This is a genomic window from Paraflavitalea speifideaquila, assembly GCF_032395985.1.
GTDB classification, from domain to species: Bacteria; Bacteroidota; Bacteroidia; order Chitinophagales; family Chitinophagaceae; genus Paraflavitalea; species Paraflavitalea speifideaquila.
The window spans coordinates 6,970,744-6,994,532 of record NZ_CP135920.1 but is presented as its reverse complement, the minus strand read 5'-3'; the positions used below and the strand labels follow the sequence as shown (position 1 = coordinate 6,994,532).

Genomic DNA, 23,789 nt, shown 5'->3' with positions numbered 1-23,789 from the left:
TAAAATTGCTGTATATGAATAAGCAAATAACCATATTGATGATGCTGGTGCTGGTCATGGCCCAGGCATGCAACAAAGAATTTCTCAACAGGCCGCCCGAAGACCAGTTGATCGCTGATATATTTTACAAAACAACGGATGAAGTAAGAGCTGGTACGGCGCCTCTCTATAATATAGTGTGGTTTGATTACAACGATAAAGCCGCTTTGTCATTTGGCGATGCCCGCGGTGGCAATATGATCTCCAATGACAGGGATGCCTTTTATCGCTTTGCGGTAGCAGCTACCGATGTAAATACCCTGTTGCCTGCCTACAAATCGTTTTACAAGATCATAGCACAGAGTAATCAAACGATGTTCAATATCCGTAACAATGCAACCACTGTTCCGGATGAGGTAAGGCGTTCGGCCATTGCCGAATGCCGCTTTATGCGTTCATTAGGATATTATTACCTGGTGAGCAATTGGGGAGCTGTGCCCATCATTTATGACAACGTAAAGCAGATGGGAGATCCCAATGTGGCACGCAATACCGTGGAAAGCATTTGGGAGCTGATCATTAAAGATTTAAGCTATGCGGCGAAAAACCTGCCCACGGCCTCATTTGGCGAAGGGCGCATTACCAAATATGCTGCCGAAGGAATGCTGGCCCGGATGTACCTCACCCGGGCAGGTGTAGGCAGCGCCGGCACCCGCAGGAAAGCCGACCTGGACAGTGCCAAATATTATGCAGCTGATGTGGTGCACAATAGTCCCTTTGTACTCGAGCCAAATTATTATAACCTGTTTCGTGGTGAAAACCATAACAGCTCCAAAAACAACAAAGAAAGCCTATTCTCTATTCAATGGATGCCCATTAAGGATCCCTGGGGGATCAATAATTCTTTCCAGGCCTATATGGCGCGTAATGGAGATATTACGGGAAGCTGGGACGGATGGGGTGCTGCGCATGGCGCTTCGGCCAACCTGGTGAAATATTACCTCGATAATCCTGCCGATTCCATCCGGCGTAAGGCCACGTTTATGTTTCAGGGTGATATTTATCCCGAGATCCGAAAAGACCTCAATGGCTATGCCTTCACTGCTACTGATATAGCCAACACCAAGAAATATATTATTGGTTCAGTCAAAGACAATGGTGGCAAGGGCAGTGAAATGTGTGCGTACATCAATACCTATATGTTGCGCCTGGCCGAGGTATACCTCATCTATGCAGAGTCAATTTTGGGTGATGCTGCCAGTACTGCTGATGCTGAGGCATTGAAATATTATAATGCGGTACGCAAGCGTGCGGGGATGCCTGAAAAATCCTCCATCACCTTTGATGATCTATTCCTGGAAAAAAGGATAGAAACTGTATTTGAAGGTATTTATTGGTATGAGCTGATGCGTTTGTATTACTTCAATCCCACCAAGGCCATGGGGATTATCAATGCCCAGGATAAAGGCGCTTATACGCTCACTTATAATGTGGGGTCCAGTACTCCGCGTACCTGGACAGCAGTGTACAATACCGTTAAATATCCGGTCAGTGAAGCAACGATGTACCTGCCTTTACCGGAAGCCGAACTGGTGAAAGCGCCCAACCTGGCCAAACCACCCGTAGCTTTTGATTTCAGTGTTTTACCCGATTAATACATTCCTAACTCCTAATATTCGCTACCATGCGTACATATAATTGCTTTGTTATTGTGCTCCTGGCCCTGGTCACTGGCTTTACCGCCTGTGAAAAAGACAAGGACGCTAAACCAGTCATCACCAGGTTGCGGGCTATTAGTCCTTCGCCCAACGACTCTACCCTTACCCTGGCTGGTCCAGGTCAAACGGTGGTGATACAGGGGCGGGGTTTGGCCACTACCACTCAGATCTTCTTCAATGGTTATCCCACTCCTTTTAATTCGGCTTTACTGGCCGATGACAATATTGTAGTGACCATCCCGGCCGATATGCCCTTTGCCAGTCTTGATCCCGCCCAGTTAAATACGGTAAAAGTGATAACCCGGAATGGAGAAGCAGTGCTCGGTTTTCCAGTGGTTCCACCGCCTGCTGTATTGTTATCAGCTTCCAATGAAAATGGATTGGCGGGTGAACGCATTACCATCAGGGGTAATAACTTCTTCTTTGTGGAAAAAGTGATCTTTCCAGGTGGTATAGCAGCTACTGCCAATCTGGCTACCGTGGCTTCAGGAACTACCATAGAGGTAACTGTACCGGCTGGTATTGCTCAGGCAGGCCCTTTGCAGGTGGTTACAAAATCCGGAACAGGCAGCTCTGTTTTTCTTTTCAACGATTATGCTACAGGAATGATCTCCAACTTTGATAATATCAATACTTTCTCCTGGGGTTGTACTATCAAGGATGATGCAAGTTTGTTTCCAGGCAACCATGGTAAGTATGCCCATTTACAGCAAGATGGCATTACAGGTAATAACTGGGATTGGTGGAATGGCAAAAGAGGGATGATGACCAACGCCAAAGACTGGCTGCCGGCTTCTGAATTGGGCAATCCGGCAGGCAATTACGCTATGAAATTTGATATTTATGTAAAGGAACCCTGGACTACCGGTGTATTGTTTATTGGTCCGCCGCCCAATGATACCTGGGTATATATGTACCGGTATGAGCCCTGGAAAACACAGCCAGGGTTTAAAACCAATGGCTGGATAACTGTTACCGTACCCCTAAGTGAATTCAGGAAAAAGTCAGCCAGCGGAACCGATGGGGCAGGAGACCAGGCTGCAAAAGTAAGTGACGTGATTGGGGGTATCGATGAGATCGCAAAATTCATGTTTGTAAACGATACGGGAACGCCCATTGCTAAATTGGATATGGCCATAGACAACGTTCGCGTATATAAGATCGTAAAATAATAGGGTATCACATAAAACTATTGAGTGAAAAGAATAATCCTTTTTTGTTGTTGACAGGCATGTGCCGGGTCCTGGGATATGCCCAGGACCCAGGCTTTTTCCTCGATGACTGGCAACCTATCACTATCACTGCCCCTGCTTTCAATAATGTGGCTAAACCTACTGGTACACCGGCAGTAACAATAGCGGTAGATGTTAATAATTTGGTCAACAAAGTATCGCGCCATCTTTTTGGCAACAATGCCAATCCTTATATGACTCAGATTGTAACAGAACCGGTATTGATGGATCATATTAAAAACCTGGCGCCCCATATTATCCGTATGCCGGGAGGAAATATCAGCAGCGTTTATTTCTGGAATGCTTTGCCCAATACGCCTCCGGCGGATGTGCCAGATTCCCTATATGATTCGGATGGGAAAAAAGTAGTGGCTGGTTATTGGTATGGCAAGAATGCGGCTGCCTGGACGCTTTCGCTGGATAATTATTATGCTATGTTGCAGCAAACTGGCAATACCGGAATTATTACCGTCAATTACAGTTATGCCCGCTATGGCACCAGCGCCGATCCTGTAAAACAGGCAGCCCACCTGGCAGCCGATTGGGTGCGCTATGATAATGGGCGTACGAAGTATTGGGAAATAGGGAATGAAGATGCAGGCCCCTGGCAGGCTGGTTATAAAATTGATATAACAAAAAACAAAGACGGTCAACCCGGAATTATCAGTGGCGAACTATATGGACAGCATATTAAGGTATTTATCGATTCCATGAAAAAGGCTGCTACGGAAAAAGGAGTTACCATTTATATCGGTGCGCAACTGATCCAATATGATGCCATCAATTCCTGGAACCCGGTCGACAGGACCTGGAATAGTGGGTATTTCAGTAAGGCTGGCAATGCGGCCGATTTTTATATCGTTCATTCTTACTATACTCCCTTCAATGAGAATTCTTCGGCCAGTGTAATACTCAATACTGCAGCCACAGAAACCCAGGGTATGATGAACTGGATGAAAACTACCACACAGCAAGCTGGGGTAACACTAAAACCAATTGCGCTGACGGAGTGGAATATTTTTGCTGTCGGATCAAAACAAATGGTATCCCATATCAATGGTCTCCATGCTACCCTGACCCTGGGAGAATTAATTAAAAACAAATACGGTCAGGCTTCCCGCTGGGACCTGGCCAATGGCTGGGACAATGGCAACGATCATGGTACTTTTAGTCAGGGCGGTGAGCCAGGTGCTGCTGCCTGGGAGCCAAGGCCCTCTTTTTATCATCAATATTATTTCAGGAAATATTTTGGTGATCAAATGGTTGCTTCTATTGTAACTGGCAACAATGATGTGGTGAGCTATGCTTCTACTTTTAGTTCGGGACAGGCGGGCATAGTACTCGTTAACAAAGGAACGGGAACTCAACTGGTCAAGCTGAACTTTCAAAACTTTTTGCCTGGTAATCGGTATTACTGGTATACACTGACAGGTGATACAGACAATGGCGAGTTCTCACGTAAAGTAATAGTAAATGGTATGGGCCCTACAGGTGTGGCCGGAGGGCCTTCCAATTATGTAGACCTGAAAGCCAATTCGGCACTTTGTGAAAATGATATTAGGCTTAGCATTCCTCCCCGTTCGGCTACTTTTGTATTGGTAGAAAAAGCAGTGTAACGGGTGTTACCGATATTGACCCGGCAAATAGGCTGGTACAGGTATTTCCCAATCCATCGGATGACGGAAATTTTACAGTACGATTGAATGGTTTTTCTCCTGCTGAACAATTAACCTTACGGGTATTGAATAAAGGGGGCAGCTTTTGTATGAAACACAGGTACGAGGCTTGCAAACCTATTCCCTACGCCGTTTTCTGCAGGCGGGCGCTTATCACCTACAGGTAATTATTCCCAAAGGAAATACAACGAAAAAGATCATAGTACAATAAATTTCTACATCATGTACCTTATTCAACCAGTTCTGTTGAGTACCTGCTTACTTTCCGGAAGCCTGGTGCAAGCGCAAACTACTCCCAATGCCATCCGAATTAACCAGGAAGGATATTATACAAGGGCCCCAAAACTGGCTGCCATTACAGGTGCAATAAAGGCTACTGATTTTTATATTGTTGATGCCGGGCAGCGCGATACCCTGTACAAGGGTGTATTGAGTGACTTGCTATCCTCTTCCAACTCATCCCTGCAAACGCGGGTGGCGGATTTCAGTGCTTTCCGGCAAACAGGCAAATTCAGGTTGGCGGTACCTGGCATGCCGTCCTCTTATGTATTTTCTATTGCGAGCCATGCACATCACACAAGTAGTGTAGCCTTATTAAAAGGTTTTTATTACCAGCGGGTATCTATGATCCTGCAAGATAAATATGCCGGTAAATGGCATCGACCGGCGGGTCATCCAGACACGGCTGTAGCCATCCATCCGTCTGCTGTATCTGCGAAACGGCCTGCTGGTATGTTGATATCTTCACCTGGCGGCTGGTACGATGCCGGTGATTATAACAAATACATCGTGAACAGTGGTATCACCATGGGGACTTTATTATCGGCGTATGAAGATTTTACTACCTATTTCGATACCCTGAAAACAAATATCCCGGAAAGTACTAACCGGATTCCTGACCTGCTGGATGAAGTATTGTATAACCTGCGTTGGATGTTGACCATGCAGGATCCGGTGGATGGAGGTGTATATAATAAATGTACCAATGCAGCTTTCGATGGCATGGTAATGCCGGGTGTAACGAAGGCGCCGCGTTATGTAGTGCAGAAAGGAACTGCAGCTACCCTTGATTTTGCGGCCGTAATGGCACAGGCGGCACGTATTTGTAAGCCGTTTAATAAGCAGTTGCCAGGTTTGTCAGACTCTTGTCTGAATGCTGCTAAACGTGCCTGGCAATGGGCGGTACAATATCCGGCAATAGTGTATGACCAGGACAAAATAAATAAGGAATTTACACCAGTGATCAGCACCGGCGGATATGGCGATAGGAGTTTTACGGATGAATGGTGCTGGGCTGCTGCTGAATTATGGGTAAGCACGAGCGATACCTCCTATTATGGCGTTGTTTCCAAAGAGTTAGGTGCGGCGCTTTCTATTCCTTCCTGGGCCAATGTACGTATGTTGGGTTATTATACACTCCTAAGGAGCGGTAAGAATTGGCCGGCTAACCGCGCGGTTATTATGGCCGCACTCAAAGAAAGGCTGCTGCAGTTTGCCGATGGATATATTACCCCGGTGAATGGAAATGCGTTTCGTACCGTAATGGGAAGGTATAGGCAGGATTTTGTATGGGGTAGCAGTTCTGTAGCTGCCAACCAGGGTATCCTGCTCATCAATGCTTACCTGCTTACGAAAGATAAAAAATACCTGGATTATGCCTTGTCGAACCTTGATTACTTGTTAGGGCGTAATGCTACCGGATATTCTTTTGTAACAGGCATCGGTACTTACCCGGTAATGCATCCCCACCACCGCCCTTCGGTGGCGGATGGCATCACCGATCCTGTGCCGGGGTTATTGTCTGGGGGCCCCAATCCCGGCAGGCAGGATCGTTGTAAATATGAGTATACTGAACCTGAAACCGCTTTTACTGATCAGGATTGTTCCTATGCCAGCAATGAGATCGCCATTAACTGGAATGCACCTGCTGTATACCTCGCAGCAGCTATGGAGGCATTGAGTAAAAAGGCCGGTTATTAACCAGGGCCAGTAAATCGGTGAAATATACCTATGAGGTTGTAGCCTATTTCTTCGGGAGTGAAGATTCTCTTATTTGTAATTCGGGGGTAAGCGTTCTTTTCTCAAATTGTTTCACCGGGCGTTTGCTTTCAATCAACTGTAGCAACAATTCAGTGGCATCTCTGCCTATTTCATATGCTGGTTGCCGTATTACCGTCAATGGAGGGCTAATCAATTCGGCTATATCTGAATTGGAGAAACCTACCAGGGCAATATCATCGGGTACCCGCAGGCCGCGCCTTTTGAGTGTTTTAAGACAGCCACTGGTGAGCTTATCACTCATGGTTACAATGGCGTCTGGTTTTTGCTTAAGCGTAAATAGCTTGTTAACAGCCTCTTCTATTTCGGAAAAGATCATGCCTCCATAGAAACAATGTTTAATATAACCTTCATCGGGCTTCAGGCCATTGGACAGTAGGGCTTCGCGGTATCCGGACAGTCTTTCGGAGGTAATCGACAGGAATTCGGAGTTGGCAATGGCTGCAATGCGCTTATAACCATTCTGTACCAGGTGCTCGGTAGCTTCATAGGCCCCTTTAAAATTGTCAACAATAACACTATGTGTATTGATCTCTTCTGTAATACGGTCGAAGAAAACGATGGGTAAGCCCTTTTCGTGCAGGGCTTTCAGGTGGCTGATATCATTGGTTTCTGTAGAAACGGAGATCAGCAGCCCGTCTACCGACCGGGATGCCAGGTAGCGCAGGTCCATCACTTCCCGTTCATAAGATTCATGACTTTGGGAGATAATTACATTATACCCACGGTCGTATGAGATGGATTCAATACCATTAATGATCTGCGAAAAGAAGTTATTGGCTATTTCACATACGACTACCCCGATAGAACGGCTGCGCTTTTCCTTTAAGCTAAGAGCAATGGGATTGGGACGGTAATTCAGTTTTTCGGCACAATCCAGTACTAACTGTTTGGTTTCCGGGCTGATCTCATAACTATCACGCAAGGCCCTTGAAACAGTGGAAGTAGATATTCCTAGCGCTTTGGCAATATCTTTTATGGTAACTGCTTCAAATTTCATATGCCTGCCGTTGGTTTATTTTGATGCCTTTGATAGAAGGTCACTAAGATACACTTTTTTTCCTGTAGAGCCTTGTAAAACACTAACTTGTCATTTTGACACTACGCCATCGTTGCCGGGAACGTTTGCGTAAATAAAAGGTTTCAAAGTCTTCGGCATTCCTGAAAATCTGTATAGCATTGTTGTGCTATTAACTAACGATAAAATTGCTTGCTATGCCCATTGTGATCCTTTCCCAAAAAGCATACTTACCTGTATGCTTGCGCACCCGGCCTGAAAATATTAATTATCAATTTGACATTTATCAACGTGAATGAGGCCCTTTCCGGGCCTATACCTAACTTATTTTATCCCTAACCGATCCGACTTCTCACTTAAAAAACTGCTGTATGAAAAGATTGTTGATGCTATTGCTGCTATTTGTTGCATCAAAAGCCTGTTTGCACAGGCACAAGCCGTTAAAGGAACCATATTGGACGATAGTACTGGTTTACCCTTACCGGGCGTAACCATTCTCCTGGCGGGTTCTGCTACTGGCACTCAAACCGATGCCCAGGGGCGCTTTACGGTGAACCTTCCTGCCTCCGACAAAAAACGCCAGCTAACCGTCAGCTACCTCGGTTATGCCTCACAAGCGATCCAGGTTAGTAACAATGGTCAGGCAATCACTGTGCGCCTGAAAAAGAGCCAGAGTACCCTCGATGATGTGGTAGTGATTGGGTATGGTACTTCCCGTAGAAAAGACCTTACCGGGGCTGTTGGTTCTTTATCGGGCAAGGAGCTGGAAAAGATACCAGTGGCCAGTGCTGCGGAAGCACTCACCGGGCGTATTCCGGGTGTACAGGTAACCACTACGGATGGGCAGCCTGGTGCCGAGATCGTAATTCGTGTACGGGGTGGCGGCTCTGTAACACAGGACAATTCACCACTCTTTATTGTAGATGGTTTTCCCGTAGATAATATCAACGATATAGCTACTACTGATATCGAGAGCTTTGATGTATTGAAAGATGCTTCTTCATCGGCCATTTATGGCGCACGTGGCGCCAATGGGGTAGTGATCGTTACTACCAAAAAAGCAAAAGCGGGTAAAACTGCTATTTCTTATAATGGATTTGGACAAAAGAGGGCCTTCCCCGCAAACTGGATGTGCTGTCGCCCTATGAATTTGTTCTGGCACAATACGAATACGCCCGCTTAAGAAGCCAGTCTGAAGTAGAAGGATTCCAGAAGTTATTTGGTGTATATGAAGACCTTGAATTGTACAAGGCGCAGAAAGGAACCGACTGGCAGGAAGAACTATTTGGCAAGCCACCCACTTCCACCCAGCACAATATCAGTATTTCCGGCGGTACGGATAAGACGAAAATGAATTTAAGCTTTACGAACAATAAAGATGAAGGGTTGATGACCGGTTCTTCTTATGAAAGAAATTACCTGAGCTTTAAACTCAACCATGAAGTATCAAAAGCATTAAAACTGGATGTGGGCGCCCGTTACAGCAAGGCTACTACGTTGGGTGCCGGTACGGCTGGTGGTTCCAGTGTACGGGTTTCGGATGCCGTTACCACCCGCCCTGTAAATGGGCTGGCCGATCAGATCGTGCCGGATGAAATATCCAACGACCAGGATGATTATGAGCAGTTCCTCAAAAGCCTGGTAAGTCCTCCCAAACTCACCGAACAGGATTACCGCCGAAGAGTCAACCACACGCTTAATTTAAGCGCTGCCCTTACCTGGAATATCATGAAAGGACTTTCCTTCCGGTCTGATTTCAACATCGACCGGGTGCAGGAAGAAGTACGTCGCTATTATGGCCCCCTTACTGGCGAATCACGTAATGTTGGAGGCAACTTACCCTTGGGCGAGATCAGCGATCTTTCGAGGAATGGATATCGCTGGTCCAATACCCTCACTTATAATTTCAAAGCCTGGAAAGACCACAATTTTACCGTGATGGCTGGTCACGAGATGATGGATGCCGGTGGCACTACTAAGTTCATGCGGGCCAAGTATTTTGCTGCCAGCCTTTCGCCCGATAAGTTATTTTCCAATATGGCGCTGGGAACCATCGACAGGATGTCGACCAACGACCTGATGGGCTCCTCCCTGATGTCGTTTTTGGCCGGGTGAATTACGCCTATAAAGGCAAGTACCTGGCAGCCCTTACCTTCCGTGCTGATGGATCGAGCTTGTTTGCCGAGCAGAATCAATGGGGTTATTTCCCCTCTGTTTCTGTGGCCTGGCGTGTTTCGGAAGAGGATTTCATGCAATCCCTTGGATTTATCGACGACCTGAAGATACGTGCCAGCTATGGTGAAGCGGGTAACAACCGTATAGATCTCGACCGCTGGAAGACAACCTATATGATCTCTGACGTGCGCACCATTGGTTTTGCCGATGTGGCCAATCCGTATTATGTTTTTGCTTCCAGTGAATTACCCAACCCCTCTCTCAAATGGGAAACAACGATTACCCGCAATATGGGGCTTGATTTTTCCTTGTTTGCCAACAGGGTAACAGGTAGCCTGGATGTTTACTGGAATACCACCAAGGGGTTATTGGTAAAGGAACCCATACCCCAATTAACCGGGTATACCTCCCAAATGATCAATATTGGACAAACCTCCAACAAGGGTATTGAACTGGGGTTGAATGCAAATCTGATAACCAAGAAAGACTTCACGTTGAGTGCGGTACTTAATTTCGGCACCAATACTTCCCGGATCGATGCACTGGGAGCGGCCAATATGTTGACGTTGAATTCCAACTGGGCCAGCACCGACCTGAAGGCGCAGGATGATTACCGTGTTATTGTAGGGCAAACGGTTGGGTTGATGTATGGCTTTGTAACGGATGGTTTTTATACTTCCGATGATTTTCAATCCTACAATCCTGCCACCAATACATATACCCTGAAAGATAAAGTGGCCAATGTGGGCGCTTTGATGGGAGGTCTTAGCCTTCGGCCAGGGTTATTAAGACTGAAAGACCTGAATGGAGATGGCGTTATTACCGCCGATAAGGACCGCCAGGTGATAGGTAATGCCATGCCTAAATTTAGCGGCGGTTTTGGCTTGAATGCCACCTTCAAAGGCATTGATGCCTCGGTATTCTTCAATTACGTATACGGCAATGATGTATATAATACCGGTAAGATCAGCTTGAACATGTTGTACAGGAACTCTTATGGCAATATGCTCAATACCATGAACTCCAACGACCGCTATAAATACATCAATGCCAACGGTGCATTGGTAACCGATCTGCAGCAATTGGCTGAGTTGAATAAGGATGCAAAGATCTGGTCGCCATTCTCTATGGGTACTGCTTCTCCCGTATTCCATTCCTGGGCTGTGGAAGATGGTTCATTCCTGCGCCTGAACAATATCACCGTAGGATATTCACTCCCCAAACAATTGATCTCTAAGATTGGCATGCAGCGCTTCCGAGTATATGCTACTGTTTACAATGCTTTCTTATGGACAAAATATACGGGGTATGATCCTGAAGTAAGCGCTACGCGCAACTCAGGGGTACCAGGCGCTTACACCCGGTGTAGATTTTTCGGGATATCCCAAGAGCCGGACTTATACCGTGGGTGTAAACGTTACTTTTTAACTGCCTTTGTCTAAACTGAAAATTAATAGTATGAAACGATTCGTCCTATATAGCCTTGCCATACTGCCCCTGGTAGCAGGTTCCTGCAAGAAATTCCTGAACAAGGAATATGAATCATCTTTTACCCAGGAATATATTTACAGCAACGAAGCGGATGCCAAAAAAGCGGTGAATGCTGTTTATGCATTGTTTAACCAGGATGCTTTTACTTCCCGGGTATCCAACAACTTTACCGGCAATTCTGATATAGAGGTAGGCAGTGTAGGCGCCTCACCCGATAATTCCCGCCGTGATATATGGTCATTTGAAGCTACAGATGCCAATAACGATCTATTAACGGTATGGAACAATGCCTATAGCGCCATCAACAGGGCCAATGACTGTGTGGAAGGGATATCCAGCAGTGCTTTGTTCAAAGCCGGCAATCCGGTTATGAAACAGTTATTGGGCGAAGCAGCCACCCTGCGTGCTTTCTGGTATTACTTGTTAATGAACCATTGGGGCGATGTACCTTTTAAAACAACTCCTACCAGGGCGGGTGATAATTTTTACCTGCCCCGTACCGGCCGTGATACCATTCTTAATTTCCTCATCGACGACCTGCGCAAGGTAGAGCCTGGTATGCAATGGGCCAGTGAGCTGGATTTTGGTATTGAGCGCATCAACCGCGAATTTGTAATAGGCATGATCGCTCGTCTATCCTTAATGCGTGGTGGGTATTGGTTGTATCCTGATATGCAAATGAGAAGAAAGCAGGATTTCCTGGATTACTATAAGATCGCCAACGATTATTGTAAGAAGCTCATGGAGTTAAAGCCCCATACGCTTAACCCCGATTTCAAAAAGATATTCTACAATGAGTGCCAGGGTGTAACCCCTTGAATGATGATGTGCTGTATGAAGTGGCTTTCCATCCCGGTTTTGGTGATGTGGGTTGGTGCAATGGCGTACGGGTGGATGCAGGCAGTCATGCCTATGGATCGGGTTCTAATTACTTAAGCCTGCCTCCCAGCTATTACTATTCCTTCGATACACTGGATAAACGCCTGGAAATAACCTGCTCTATCAACTATTACGATGCTGCTTTACAGGAATTGCCCGTAGCAACGGGTTCTATTGCCCCGGGCAAATGGAATCGCTTGTGGTTGAAAAGCGCTCCTGGCCCCGCCTCTGCAAAAGGTACAGGCATTAACTGGCCCTTGATGCGCTATAGTGATGTGTTGCTAATGCTGGCAGAAACAGAGAATGAGATCAATAATGGTCCAACCCCTGCTGCAAAAGATGCCCTGGCTAAAGTGCGCAAGCGGGCATTTGATGCCCAATACTGGGGTGAGAAAGTCGACAACTATATTGCTGCGCAAAGCGGGAAGAATGCTTTTTTGAAGCGATCGTAGATGAAAGGGCCTGGGAGTTTGGCGGAGAATGCTTGCGTAAATATGACCTGGCACGCTGGAATAATTTCGGTCAAAAGGTGGCAAAAGCGAAAACCATCCTCACCGATATGGGCGCCGATGCTTATGCTGCTGGTACCGGCACCTACGCCAACCTGCCCGATTACCTCTATTATAAGAAGGCAGATAATAAGGCTGTTTATTTTAATAAATACAGGAAACCGCTGGTTGAACCTCCTGTAGTCGATGTTCCGGCCAAAGGTGATAATCCCAATGGTTTTATTCGCGTAGCCTGGTTGCGTTCCATGCGCAATACCACTACCAATGGACCTGCTGATTTTATCGTAAGAACCTGGAGAGGGTATAAGGATGATGCAGGCGTTGCTGCAGTACGGTATATTCTTCCCCTCCATTCATCAGTAATCACCAATAGCCAGGGTGCTTTGAAAAATGACGGATATGGCTACTAAAAAAACAACCACCATGCAAACTAACTTTTTCTATATACGGTTCATTTGCGCCTGCTTATTGGCAATGGCCTTCCTCCCTGCCTGCAAAAAGATAAGCTGGACGAAGAGGTACGTCTTTTCAGGCCTGTACTAAAGGGCGCCCTGGTATCGGAAGGCAATTGGGTTGAGGTGAGCTGGCAGGCTATTAAGGGCGCCGAATCTTATTCCATCGCCATCAGCAAGGATACGTTTAAGACCATTTTACAAACCCTGCAGGTAGATACCACGGCCCATCTGTTTGAACAGTTGGAATGGGAAAAGTCCTATCAATTCCAGGTACGCGCCAACGCAAAAGATACGGTGTACAATTCAAAGTGGTCCATCCTGGGTATTATTAAAACACCCAAATTTCCTACCATTCTTAATACCCCCGGTATCAATGATGTTTCTGATGAAGCAGTGAGAGTAAGCTGGACAACCAGTGGTGCAGCTGTCACTTCCATTAAAATATTAAAGTGGGCCGATAGCTCATTGGTGAAGGAAGTGCCATTAACCAATGATGATGTGACCAAGGGTTTCAAGATCATTCCAGCCCTGGCGGCCAATACCCAACACATTATTTTCCTCTACAGTGGTGCAGCTGTTCGCGGGTGGGCCAACTTTACCACCAAACAGCCATTTGCTGGTACAGTCATTGACCTGCGCAATATTACAGCTACGAGTATTTTAAGAGATACCTTGCCCGATATTCCATCAGGAAGTATTGTATTGTTGCAACGGGGTATGACTTATCTTGTTGATCAACAAGTGAACCTGGCTAAAACGGTAACCCTGCTCAGTGGAGACGACCTCACTATTGCTCTCCGGGCTACCATTGCTTTTACCAGCAATTTTAATTTTGAAACAGGTTCCAATATTGATTCTCTCGTATTCCGCAATGTGATCATAAAGGGTGGCGCTGCCAATAGTTATGCCAACCACTATTTAGTGAATGCTACTAATGTTGCCAATGTGGGCAAGATCAATATTGAAAATTGCCAGGTTGAAATGCTCAGGGGCATTTTACGGATCAGGAATGGCAGCACCATTGGCGATATCAATATCTCGGATTGTATCATTGACAGCATTTCAGGTTATTCTGTAGTGGCCCTGGAAAACGCCACTACTGCTCAAAATATCGCCATCAGGCGAAGTACCATCTATAAGGCAGAGAAGATCATTGCCAGTGCTGCGGGTGGCAAAACGGCCCTCATTGAAGATTGTACCATTAATGAAGCTCCTTTTGGTGGTAACTATGTAATTGACTATGCTTCCACCAACCTCACTGCGGGTATTACCATGCGCAATTGCATTATTGGTATTGGTAAAAGCAATGCCGGCAATACCACGGGCCGTGGTATCAGGGCAGGCGCTGCTACTACCATTGATGCCTCTAACAATTACAGCACATTTGATTATGCTGCCGCATCCAATCCAATACCGAACCTGACGGCCTATAGTAAAACGGCGCTCCAGTTGTGGAACGATCCAATAAATGGTGATTTTACTTTTAAAGACAATACCTTCCCTGGAAGAGCCACCACAGGCGATCCCAGGTGGAGGAAATAACATTCATTCTTTACAAACATTTTAAAGCTACCCATTTGATTTCATCAACCCGTACCATCACTGTTATTGCAATGCTATTGGTGTACAATTGTACCATGGCTCAATCAATTGCTTTTCCCGGAGCTGAAGGTTTTGGCCGGTATGCAACAGGCGGCAGAGAAGGAAAAGTATTTATCGTGAGCAACCTGGAAGATGCCGGCCCTGGTAGTTTGCGGGAGGCGGTTACGGCCAAGATGCCCCGTATCATTGTATTTGCCGTATCGGGCACCATTCACCTGAACAGTCGCCTCAATATCGCGCCCAATGTTACTATTGCTGGCCAGTCGGCGCCTGGTGATGGTATTTGCCTGGCCGACTACCCGGTGTTACTGGCAGGTGACAATATTATCATCCGTTACCTGCGTTTTCGCATGGGCGATAAAAACCAGCGTGGCGGCATGGTGGATGGGAATGGGGCCGACGATGCTTTGGGTGGTACACGCCGTAAACACATCATCATCGATCATTGCAGCCTGAGCTGGAGTACCGATGAAGTGTTGTCGGTGTATGCGGGCGACAGTTCTACCTTGCAGTGGAACCTTATTGCAGAGCCCCTCAACTACAGTTATCACTTTGAAACAGGTGATAAAGATTATGAACACCATGGCTATGGTGGTATATGGGGCGGCCGGCATCTGTCGGCACACCACAACCTCCTGGCTCATTGTAATAGCCGTACACCCCGCTTTGATGGCATACGCAATGCCCCGGAAGAAAATGTTGACTACCGCAATAATGTGATCTATAACTGGGGGCATAACAATACCCATGCTGGCGAAGGCGGCCGGTACAATATTGTAAACAACTATTACAAATACGGTCCTTCTACCGGAAGCAAAGTGAAATTCCAGCTACTAAATCCTTTCAAGGGAAAGGAGATACCCTTTGGTAAGTTTTATGTAGCGGGCAATTATGTAGATGGCGCGGCCGACATAACTGCCAATAACTGGCTGGGTGTGAAGGTAGGTGATGGAAAAGAGGATATAGCTATTGCAAGGTTAGATGCTCCGTTTGATCATGTGGCCATCAATCAGCAGTCGGCCGAAGAAGCCTATAAAAGCGTACTACAAAAAGCAGGGGCCAACTTGCCCGTAAGGGACACCATGGATCAGCGTATTATCAAAAGTGTTAAAGACCGAACCGGCGCTTTTGTAGACGTGCAAGGTGGTTTTCCACATGGTACGGCCTATGAGCTGACTACAGGCGCATGGCCTGTATTAAAAACAACCACAGCACCCCAGGATACAGACAAAGATGGTATGCCTGATGCCTGGGAAAAATACATGGTCTTAATGCTGTTGATGGCAAGGATGCTAATCTGTTTACCCTGCACAAACAATACACTAACCTGGAAGTTTACCTAAATGAACTGGCACAATAAAATAGATAGTAGGCTGTTGATCGTTTATGCGGTGATGCTCCTGGCTTTTGCCTACCCTGCTAAAAAGAAGATCAGGGTTTACCTCATTGGCGATTCAACCATGTCTGTCAAGCAGGTGAAGGCCTATCCTGAAACAGGGTGGGGAATGCCCTTTGTTTATTTTTTGACTCTTCTGTTACCGTAGATAACCGCGCACAGAATGGCAGGAGCACCCGCACCTTCATGTCCGAGAATCGGTGGCAGCCTGTAGTGAATGATCTGCAGGAAGGTGATTACGTGTTCATCCAGTTTGGACACAACGATGAAGTAAACACCAAGGCTAGCTATACCACAGAAGCTGAATTTAAGAACAACCTCTTGAAATATGTGGCTGATACCAAAAGCAAAAATGCTTTGCCGGTATTGCTGACACCGGTGGCCCGCCGGAAATTCAATGCCATCGACCAAATAGAGGGCACCCATGAAGTGTATGCGGAAATTGTGCGCACCACCGCCAGGGAACTAGGTGTTCCCCTCATAGATCTTGACCGTAAAAGCCAGGCATTGCTACAATCCTTTGGTCCTGAAAATTCCAAACTCCTGTTTCTTCAATTGAAACCTGGAGAACATCCCAATTATCCTGAAGGAAAAGACGATAACACGCATTTCAATGAACTGGGCGCCCGTTTGGTGGCTGAAATAGTGTTGGCTGAAGTAAAAACCTTGAAACTGGAACTGGCAGAAAGAATAGTACAACCCGCAACTAAAAAATAATATACATACCGGATGAAATCCTGCTTTAACTGATCCACCGGTCAGCACTATAAACTATTGCCCTCATATGAACACAACATTACTTTCCTCCATTTCCTTTTCAACCCTTCAACCCGAAAACCGTTCAACCTGCTTGCGGACTTTTTGGTCAACACCATTAAAAAAATATTTTCAGACAGGAATAACTGCCTCCTTGTGTTTGGCTCTTCTACTGGTGGCTACCCTGTCTGCCACTGCGCAAATCATTGCTTTTCCGGGTGCCGAAGGAGCAGGCAGGTTTACAACCGGTGGCCGGGGCACACCAGCCCAGCCTACTGCCGTTTTTGAAGTAACCAACCTCAATGATGACAACAATCCCGGTAGTTTACGCCATGCCTTACAAGCCTCCCAAACTACCTACCCTCATCGTACCATTGTATTCAGGGTGGCAGGCACGATACACCTCAATGCTAAACTCAATATTCGTAGCAATACTACTATCGCCGGACAGACGGCTCCGGGTGGTGGTATCTGCATTGCTGACCATCCGGTAGTCATCAGCGGCGATAATGTAATCCTGCGTTATCTAAGAATACGTATGGGCGATAAGAACCAGGACAAGGGAAAGGTTGATGGAAGTGGAGGTGATGATGTATTGGGTAACCTGGGAGGGAAAAACATTATCATCGACCATTGCTCCGTGAGCTGGAGTTCCGATGAATGCCTAACTATTTACCGGGGCGATAGCTTAACCATACAATGGAGCATTGTATCTGAACCACTCAATTACTCCTACCATTTTGAGGCCGGGGGCACGGATTATCAGGAACATGGTTATGGTGGTATCTGGGGTGCTAAGCGCGGTTCATTCCACCACAACCTCATTGCGCATGTAAAGGGCCGCGCGCCCCGGTTTGCCGGCAGTAGTACCTATACGCCTGCCACTGCAGGAACCGAGAATGCCGATTTCCGTAACAATGTCATCTATAATTGGATCTCTTACAGTACCAATGGCGGCGATGGTGGTAATTATAATGTAGTCAGCAATTATTATAAATCCGGACCTTCCACCAATTCAAGCACTACCAGCGGTGTTGCCAACCGCTATATGATCATGAATCCTTCCAAATCGGCCCTGCCTTATCCCAAAGTATATGTCAATGGCAATTACGTGGATGGGTCGACTGAGATTACGGCCAATAACTGGAAAGGCATCGCCATGGCTGGCGGCACATTGGCTGATACCAATTTGTCGAAGGTGGATCAGCCTTTTGATATTGCTCCGCTTGCTACTCATTCGGCTACAGAAGCCTATCAACTGGTATTACAGAAGGCAGGCGCCTTATTGCCCCAAAGGGATACGCTGGACCAACGCATCATTAACGATGTAAAGAACAGAACGGGCAGGGTGATCGATGTACAGGGCGGCTATCCACATGGCACGCCTTATGATCAAACCGTTACAGCCTGGCCCACGCTGGCTGCAGGCACCCCACCAGCTGATGATGACCATGATGGGATGCCCAATGCGTGGGAAACCACGAATGGTTTGAATCCCAATGACGCCAACGACCGGGGTACCATTGCAGTCAATGGCTACACCAACCTGGAGAATTACCTCAATTCGCTCGTTGCAGGTACTGACCCATTGACAGGCATTGTTGCCAACCTCATCGTAGCCAAGGACGGAACGGGTCAGTATACCAGCCTGCAAGCGGCCATTGATGCGGCGCCAACCGGCAGAACGGCTCCTTTCATTATTTATATCAAAAATGGCAAGTACAAGGAAAAGATCAATATTCCTTCCAATAAGCCCTTCATTCACCTGGTAGGCGAAAGTGCTGCCAATACGATCATAACCTGGGATGATTACAGCGGTAAAGTAGTCAACGGCACTCCTATTGGCACCAGCACTTCTGCTACCATTACCATCAGTGCTGCCGACTGTATGGCCATGAACATTACTTTTGAAAATTCCACCGGCTATTCCGGCGATGGTCCACAAGCCGTAGCCATTAATATAAGTGGTGATCGATGTGCTTTCAAAGGTTGCCGTTTCATTGGCGGACAGGATACGGTACTGGCCAATGGCAATGGAAAAAGACAATACTTTAAACATTGCTATATTGATGGCAATACCGACTTCATTTTCGGCTCATCCATTGCCGTGTTTGATTCCTGTGTTATTTATCCGCGCGATCGGGTAGATGGTTCAGGCGGTGGATATATAACGGCTGCCAATACCCCGCAAGGACAGGCTTATGGGTATGTGTTCCTGGGTTGTCGCATTACTAAAAACAGGGGTATTACCAATTATACCCTGGCCCGTCCCTGGCAAAATGGAAATGATAATAATGATGCCAATAGAGCCCATAACAAAACGGTATTTATCAATGCTGTAATGGGCTCCTCCATCAAACCTGAAGGTTGGAGTGCCTGGGATCCCGGCACCAATACCAGTGTGATCTCCTATGCCGAATACAAGACAAAGCAATGGGATGGCGCCCTGGTCAACACCAGTAATCGCGTTGCCTGGTCAAAACAGCTAACAGATGCCGAAGCGGCCGCCTATACCTTGCCGGCCATTTTGGGAAACTGGGATCCCTGTACTTTGTCAACTTTCCTTTGCGGAAGCTCATCTACTGAACTGGCCATCTCGAATTTGCGGGTACAGCGTGGCGCCAATCAATCGAATATCAGCTGGAACCTGAGCTGGCCTTATGCCGGCGTAAAATATGAATTGTACAGGAGTACGGACAGCATCAACTTCAGCAAGATCAATGAGGTTATGGGTGGTCCTGATTCTGTTGTAGCTTTTAGTATCCATGATGCTTTGCCTGCAGCAGGAACTACCTATTTCTATTATGTAAAGGCATCCCGTACCGGCCTGAACCCACACGATAGCTATATTGCCTCCGTTAATACCCTTACGCCGCTGGATGGCGATTTCCGTTCTGTGGCTTCAGGTTTTTGGACCAATGCCAGCAGTGGTAATGGCGCCAATGCCAATTCGATCTGGGAAAATATGTAGCTTCCTCCTCCAGCTGGGTAGTGCAAAATAAGGGTATAGCCCCCAATTCAGTAGATGTTACCATTCGTGCAGGTCATACGGTAATCCTGGATGGGTTAAAGAACGTTCATAACCTTACCATTGAACAAGGCGGTATATTAAAGAGCAATGGCGGTTACGGCACCCCTGGATCCCAAACTTTACGGGTAGGTGCTGGCGCTGCTGCATCCGTGGTGATCAAGAACAATGGGCTGCTGGGAGGCGATGCCAATCCGGATGATTTTATTACCCTGGAGTTTACGGCCAATTGCGCCTCCGTACTGATCACCGGAACCGGCCTTACCAAGATTACCCGCCTGCGTCCCCTATATCCCAACCCCAATCCGTTAACCGTTACCTTCAACCAGGATATCAGTATCTCCTACAATAGTGGTGGCTTCACAGCCTATTACAACAATGCAGCCAATACCAATGCCGAAATAGTTACTTATATCATCAATGCAGGTAAGACGGTTAAACTGACCCATCCTGCAGGTTCATTCAATGCTACTCCCAACCCCACACCCAATCCCGGTGGAAAATATACCTACCTCATCAATGGCACGTTGGATTTGAGCGCTACCACCGCTACTTCCCATGCGGTACCTTTTTCCAATAATGCCGCTTCGGTAGTAGCAATCCAGGTGGGCAATGCGGGAATTTTAAAATTAGGTTCTGGCTTTAATACCGTAAATAGTACGCCAGGGGCTGCAAATGGAAAAGTAGTGCTCACCATTGCCAATGGTGGATTGGTAGATGCTACCAAAACAAGCAACCTCAACCTGGGCGCCAACTATTTTATTACTGAAGGAGCAGGCGCCTTAAAACGCGCCGTAAGTGCTACTCCTGTTTTGTTTCCAGTAGGGACCTCCGATATCAGTTATAATCCTGTTGTCATTACCAATACGGGTAGTGTTGATAATTTTTCGGTCGGCGTTAAAACCAATTTTGATCATACACCCGCTGCTCCTTTGCAGGCAGTGAACAGGCAATGGTCTATTGCAGAAGAAATACCTGGTGAAAGTGTGGTTGACATTTCGCTAGGCTGGTTAACCCCAGCGCAAGCCACTGCTTTCGATGCTTCCAAACCCATTAGCCTGATGCGGTATACCGGCGCCACGTGGGAAAACACCCATGCATCCCTTACCGGTACAGGTACACTTACCGATCCTTACCTGGCAACCGCTTCAGGGTTCACTGTTTTTGCGGATTTGGGTGTAACCAACAATATCACCTCCCTGACTACTAATTCGGTATTAACTCCTTTTTCCCAAACAAAGGGCAATCCTTCAGCATCGCAAACCTTCACAGTGAAAGGTTCAAACCTGACAGATGTGATAACGGTAACACCCCGGAAGCCTATGAGGTATCCATTAATAATACAAATTGGTATCCCGCTGCAACCCCCTTGGTTGTAACACCTGCCAATGGTACTATTGATATCACCATCATGGTGCGCCTGAATGCAGCGACGGCTGGTAATTACAGTGGCAATATTATTCACACAACGGCCGGAGCTACTGCTGTTCAGATGCCGTTGTCGGGTACCACTGTTAATCCGCCTGCCATTTCAGTGAACGATGCCTTACGCCATTTTTCACAAACATTGGGTACGCCATCTGCCATACAATTACTTCCTGTATCAGGCCAGTACCTTACCGGCAACCTTACTATTAAAGCCGCTGATCCATTTGAGCTTTCCATGGATGGCATTACCTGGTTTGGCAGTAATAGTACCCTGGTCTTTACACCGGTAACGGGAGTCGTGGCTACCAGGAATGTGCAGGTACGATTGAACGCAGCAAGCATAGGCACGCATACCGGCGCCCTCACCATTACTACCAGCGGATTGGCCAATATGTCCATACCAGTAGCAGGCACTACCCGTCCGGGTTTTACCATCTACCCCAATCCTGCCCATAACTTCCTGGTAGTATACCATCCAAAACGATATACAATTGGTAAGTTATATGTGTACAATATAAAAGGTACCACAGTAGCTACCCATTATACCCGGACTTCGGAAAACAGCACCAGCGTTGATATCAGTGCATTGCCTGCCGGTGTATATTTTGTAGAATACCGTTTGTTGAATGAAAAGTCTTAATGAAATTTGTGAAGCAATTATAAAATATAACTATGCGCGTATTGTTAGCCCTTTGTCTCACTGCTGTTTTGTTGAGTATCGGCCATACCGGTTTCTCCCAAACCACCTTCCCGCTTTCAAAAGTGTGGGTAGCTGATAATGGAAATGGCACTTATAAGAATCCCGTTATTAATGCTGATTATTCTGACCCCGATGCCATACGCGTGGGTGATGATTATTACCTCATTGCTTCAAGTTTTGATGCCGTACCTGGGCTACCTATTTTGCATTCCAAAGACCTGGTAAACTGGAGGATCATTGGCCATGCTTTAAAGCGGCAACCTCCTTTTGATCATTTTTCCAAAACTCAACATGGCAATGGTGTTTGGGCGCCGGCCATCCGATACCACAAAGGAGAATTCTATATCTATTATCCCGATCCTGATTTTGGCATTTATGTTACCAGGGCAAAAAGCATCCAGGGACCCTGGACCGATCCGGTATTGGTAGAAGCGGGAAAGGGATTGATCGACCCCTGTCCCCTATGGGATGAGGGTGGTAAGGTATACCTGGCCCATGCTTATGCGGGTAGTCGCGCCGGCATTAAGAGTCTCCTGGTGATCAAGGAGATGGAGGCCACCGGTACCAAGGTTATCAACGAAGGCGTATTGGTATATGATGGGCATGAACTGGATGCTACCATTGAAGGGCCCAAGCTGTATAAGCACAATGGCTACTATTATATTTTTGCCCCTGCAGGTGGCGTATCTACCGGCTGGCAACTGGTACTCCGGTCTAAGAATATTTATGGTCCTTATGAACGGAAGATAGTGATGGAGCAGGGCGCCACACCCATTAATGGACCTCATCAGGGTGCTTGGGTGCAAACGCCTGCCGGAGAAGATTGGTTCCTGCATTTCCAGGATAAGGAAGCTTATGGAAGAGTGGTGCATCTGCAGCCGATGAAATGGATCAACAACTGGCCAGTGATCGGTGTGGACAAAGAGGGGATGGCAAAGGAGAACCGGTATTGGTATATAAGAAACCAGCTGTTGGCAAAACCTATCCCCTGGCTACTCCTGCCGAAAGCGATGAATTCAATACCCGAAGCCTGGGTTTACAATGGCAATGGCAGGCCAATCCCAAAGCTACCTGGTGGTTTATGAACACAGCCAAAGGCAGCCTGCGCCTTTATTCTGATAAGATGCCCGACTCGGCCAAAAACCTTTGGGATGCTCCCAATATATTATTGCAAAAATGGCCGGCCGAAGAATTTGTAGCAACAACCAAACTTTCATTTACACCCAACTCCAAATTGGAGAACGAAAAGCCGGTCTGATCGTAATGGGGCAGAGCTACGCCAACATTGCTTTAAAAAGCAAGAAAGATGGTATCTGGCTGGTAGCTGGCACTTGCCGCGATGCGCAGAAGGGAAATCCTGAAATTGAAAAAGTAATTACAAAACTGGGTGATTCAACCGCCACCGTTTATATCCGTTTACAGGTAAGAGCTGGCGCTCATTACCGTTTTGCCTATAGCCTGGATGGTAATACCTATACTACTATCGAAGCCGATTTCCAGGCTGTACCCGGACGCTGGATTGGTGCCAAAACAGGATTGTTTTGTACCCGCACCACTCAGATCAATGATGCCGGCTTTGTCGATATTGATTGGTTCCGGGTAGATAAATTGGAATAGTGAGTATTCTCGATAGCTATCGGGATTATCCAGACCAGCAGGAAAAGGCTCCGGCCTGGGCCAGCTACCTTA

21 protein-coding genes are annotated in these 23,789 nt (G+C 46.8%); 20 read left to right on the top strand and 1 reads right to left on the bottom strand.

The annotated features are described in order from the left end of the window. Positions 1–14: 14 nt before the first annotated feature. The 5 genes from RS881_RS47980 (at position 15) to RS881_RS47960 (ending at position 6,585) form a co-directional block, all read left to right on the top strand. A complete protein-coding gene (locus tag RS881_RS47980; protein ID WP_315817312.1) occupies positions 15–1,634 on the top strand; it encodes a RagB/SusD family nutrient uptake outer membrane protein in 1,620 nt (539 codons plus the stop codon). Positions 1,635–1,663: 29 nt separating this feature from the next. Then, positions 1,664–2,869: a glycan-binding surface protein gene (locus RS881_RS47975; protein ID WP_315817311.1), complete on the top strand. Its 1,206-nt coding sequence runs from the start codon at positions 1,664–1,666 to the stop codon at positions 2,867–2,869. Between the two features lie 20 nt (positions 2,870–2,889). Further along, positions 2,890–4,545, top strand: coding sequence for an alpha-L-arabinofuranosidase (locus tag RS881_RS47970; RefSeq protein ID WP_315817310.1), 1,656 nt, complete (start codon positions 2,890–2,892; stop codon positions 4,543–4,545). Positions 4,546–4,690: 145 nt separating this feature from the next. After that, positions 4,691–4,816, top strand: coding sequence for a hypothetical protein (locus RS881_RS47965; RefSeq protein WP_315817309.1), 126 nt, complete (start codon positions 4,691–4,693; stop codon positions 4,814–4,816). Positions 4,817–4,851: 35 nt separating this feature from the next. Next, entirely contained in the window at positions 4,852–6,585 is a 1,734-nt protein-coding gene (locus RS881_RS47960; RefSeq protein WP_315817308.1) for a glycoside hydrolase family 9 protein, read from the top strand. A 43-nt stretch (positions 6,586–6,628) separates the two neighbouring features. Here RS881_RS47960 and RS881_RS47955 read toward each other — a convergent pair whose 3' ends face one another. After that, entirely contained in the window at positions 6,629–7,663 is a 1,035-nt protein-coding gene (locus RS881_RS47955) for a LacI family DNA-binding transcriptional regulator (protein WP_315817307.1), read from the bottom strand. A 313-nt stretch (positions 7,664–7,976) separates the two neighbouring features. On the opposite strand from RS881_RS47955, the gene RS881_RS47950 reads away from it, so the two are divergent. The 15 genes from RS881_RS47950 to RS881_RS47880 all read left to right on the top strand — a co-directional run bounded on the left by RS881_RS47950 (position 7,977) and on the right by RS881_RS47880 (position 23,717). After that, the gene (locus RS881_RS47950) at positions 7,977–8,864 is read left to right on the top strand and encodes a carboxypeptidase-like regulatory domain-containing protein (RefSeq protein ID WP_315817306.1); all 888 of its coding nucleotides are present in this window, start codon (positions 7,977–7,979) and stop codon (positions 8,862–8,864) included. After that, positions 8,813–9,796 carry a SusC/RagA family TonB-linked outer membrane protein gene (locus RS881_RS47945; RefSeq protein WP_315817305.1) on the top strand — a complete coding sequence of 328 codons (984 nt, stop codon included), beginning with the start codon at positions 8,813–8,815 and terminating at the stop codon, positions 9,794–9,796. The genes RS881_RS47950 and RS881_RS47945 overlap by 52 nt, the downstream gene beginning before the upstream one ends. Beyond that, entirely contained in the window at positions 9,793–11,298 is a 1,506-nt protein-coding gene (locus RS881_RS47940) for a SusC/RagA family TonB-linked outer membrane protein (protein WP_315817304.1), read from the top strand. The genes RS881_RS47945 and RS881_RS47940 overlap by 4 nt, the downstream gene beginning before the upstream one ends. Positions 11,299–11,314: 16 nt before the next feature. Further along, positions 11,315–12,166: a RagB/SusD family nutrient uptake outer membrane protein gene (locus RS881_RS47935; protein WP_315817303.1), complete on the top strand. Its 852-nt coding sequence runs from the start codon at positions 11,315–11,317 to the stop codon at positions 12,164–12,166. Then, positions 12,163–12,678 (top strand): RagB/SusD family nutrient uptake outer membrane protein, encoded by a 516-nt coding sequence (locus tag RS881_RS47930; protein WP_315817302.1) that lies wholly within the window; start codon positions 12,163–12,165, stop codon positions 12,676–12,678. The genes RS881_RS47935 and RS881_RS47930 overlap by 4 nt, the downstream gene beginning before the upstream one ends. Positions 12,679–12,710: 32 nt before the next feature. Next, positions 12,711–13,145 carry a hypothetical protein gene (locus tag RS881_RS47925; RefSeq protein ID WP_315817301.1) on the top strand — a complete coding sequence of 145 codons (435 nt, stop codon included), beginning with the start codon at positions 12,711–12,713 and terminating at the stop codon, positions 13,143–13,145. 45 nt (positions 13,146–13,190) lie between these two features. Next, positions 13,191–14,732: a DUF5123 domain-containing protein gene (locus RS881_RS47920; RefSeq protein ID WP_315817300.1), complete on the top strand. Its 1,542-nt coding sequence runs from the start codon at positions 13,191–13,193 to the stop codon at positions 14,730–14,732. A 35-nt stretch (positions 14,733–14,767) separates the two neighbouring features. Next, a complete protein-coding gene (locus RS881_RS47915; RefSeq protein ID WP_315817299.1) occupies positions 14,768–16,135 on the top strand; it encodes a pectate lyase family protein in 1,368 nt (455 codons plus the stop codon). A gap of 155 nt (positions 16,136–16,290) precedes the next feature. Further along, a complete protein-coding gene (locus RS881_RS47910; RefSeq protein ID WP_315817298.1) occupies positions 16,291–16,905 on the top strand; it encodes a rhamnogalacturonan acetylesterase in 615 nt (204 codons plus the stop codon). A 199-nt stretch (positions 16,906–17,104) separates the two neighbouring features. Beyond that, on the top strand, positions 17,105–19,915 hold the full coding sequence (locus RS881_RS47905; protein WP_315817297.1) for a pectinesterase family protein: 2,811 nt from the start codon (positions 17,105–17,107) through the stop codon (positions 19,913–19,915). A gap of 20 nt (positions 19,916–19,935) precedes the next feature. Beyond that, complete coding sequence (locus tag RS881_RS47900) at positions 19,936–21,351, top strand: flagellar hook protein FlgE (RefSeq protein WP_315817296.1); 1,416 nt, start codon at positions 19,936–19,938, stop codon at positions 21,349–21,351. Then, positions 21,342–22,040 carry a T9SS type A sorting domain-containing protein gene (locus tag RS881_RS47895; RefSeq protein ID WP_315817295.1) on the top strand — a complete coding sequence of 233 codons (699 nt, stop codon included), beginning with the start codon at positions 21,342–21,344 and terminating at the stop codon, positions 22,038–22,040. Before RS881_RS47900 ends, RS881_RS47895 begins: the two co-directional genes overlap by 10 nt. A 32-nt stretch (positions 22,041–22,072) precedes the next feature. Beyond that, the gene (locus RS881_RS47890; RefSeq protein ID WP_315817294.1) at positions 22,073–23,185 is read left to right on the top strand and encodes a glycoside hydrolase 43 family protein; all 1,113 of its coding nucleotides are present in this window, start codon (positions 22,073–22,075) and stop codon (positions 23,183–23,185) included. Then, positions 23,089–23,358 (top strand): beta-xylosidase family glycoside hydrolase, encoded by a 270-nt coding sequence (locus tag RS881_RS47885; protein ID WP_315824843.1) that lies wholly within the window; start codon positions 23,089–23,091, stop codon positions 23,356–23,358. The genes RS881_RS47890 and RS881_RS47885 overlap by 97 nt, the downstream gene beginning before the upstream one ends. Before the next feature lie 5 nt (positions 23,359–23,363). Then, on the top strand, positions 23,364–23,717 hold the full coding sequence (locus RS881_RS47880) for a beta-xylosidase family glycoside hydrolase (protein ID WP_350340029.1): 354 nt from the start codon (positions 23,364–23,366) through the stop codon (positions 23,715–23,717). Positions 23,718–23,789: the final 72 nt, after the last annotated feature.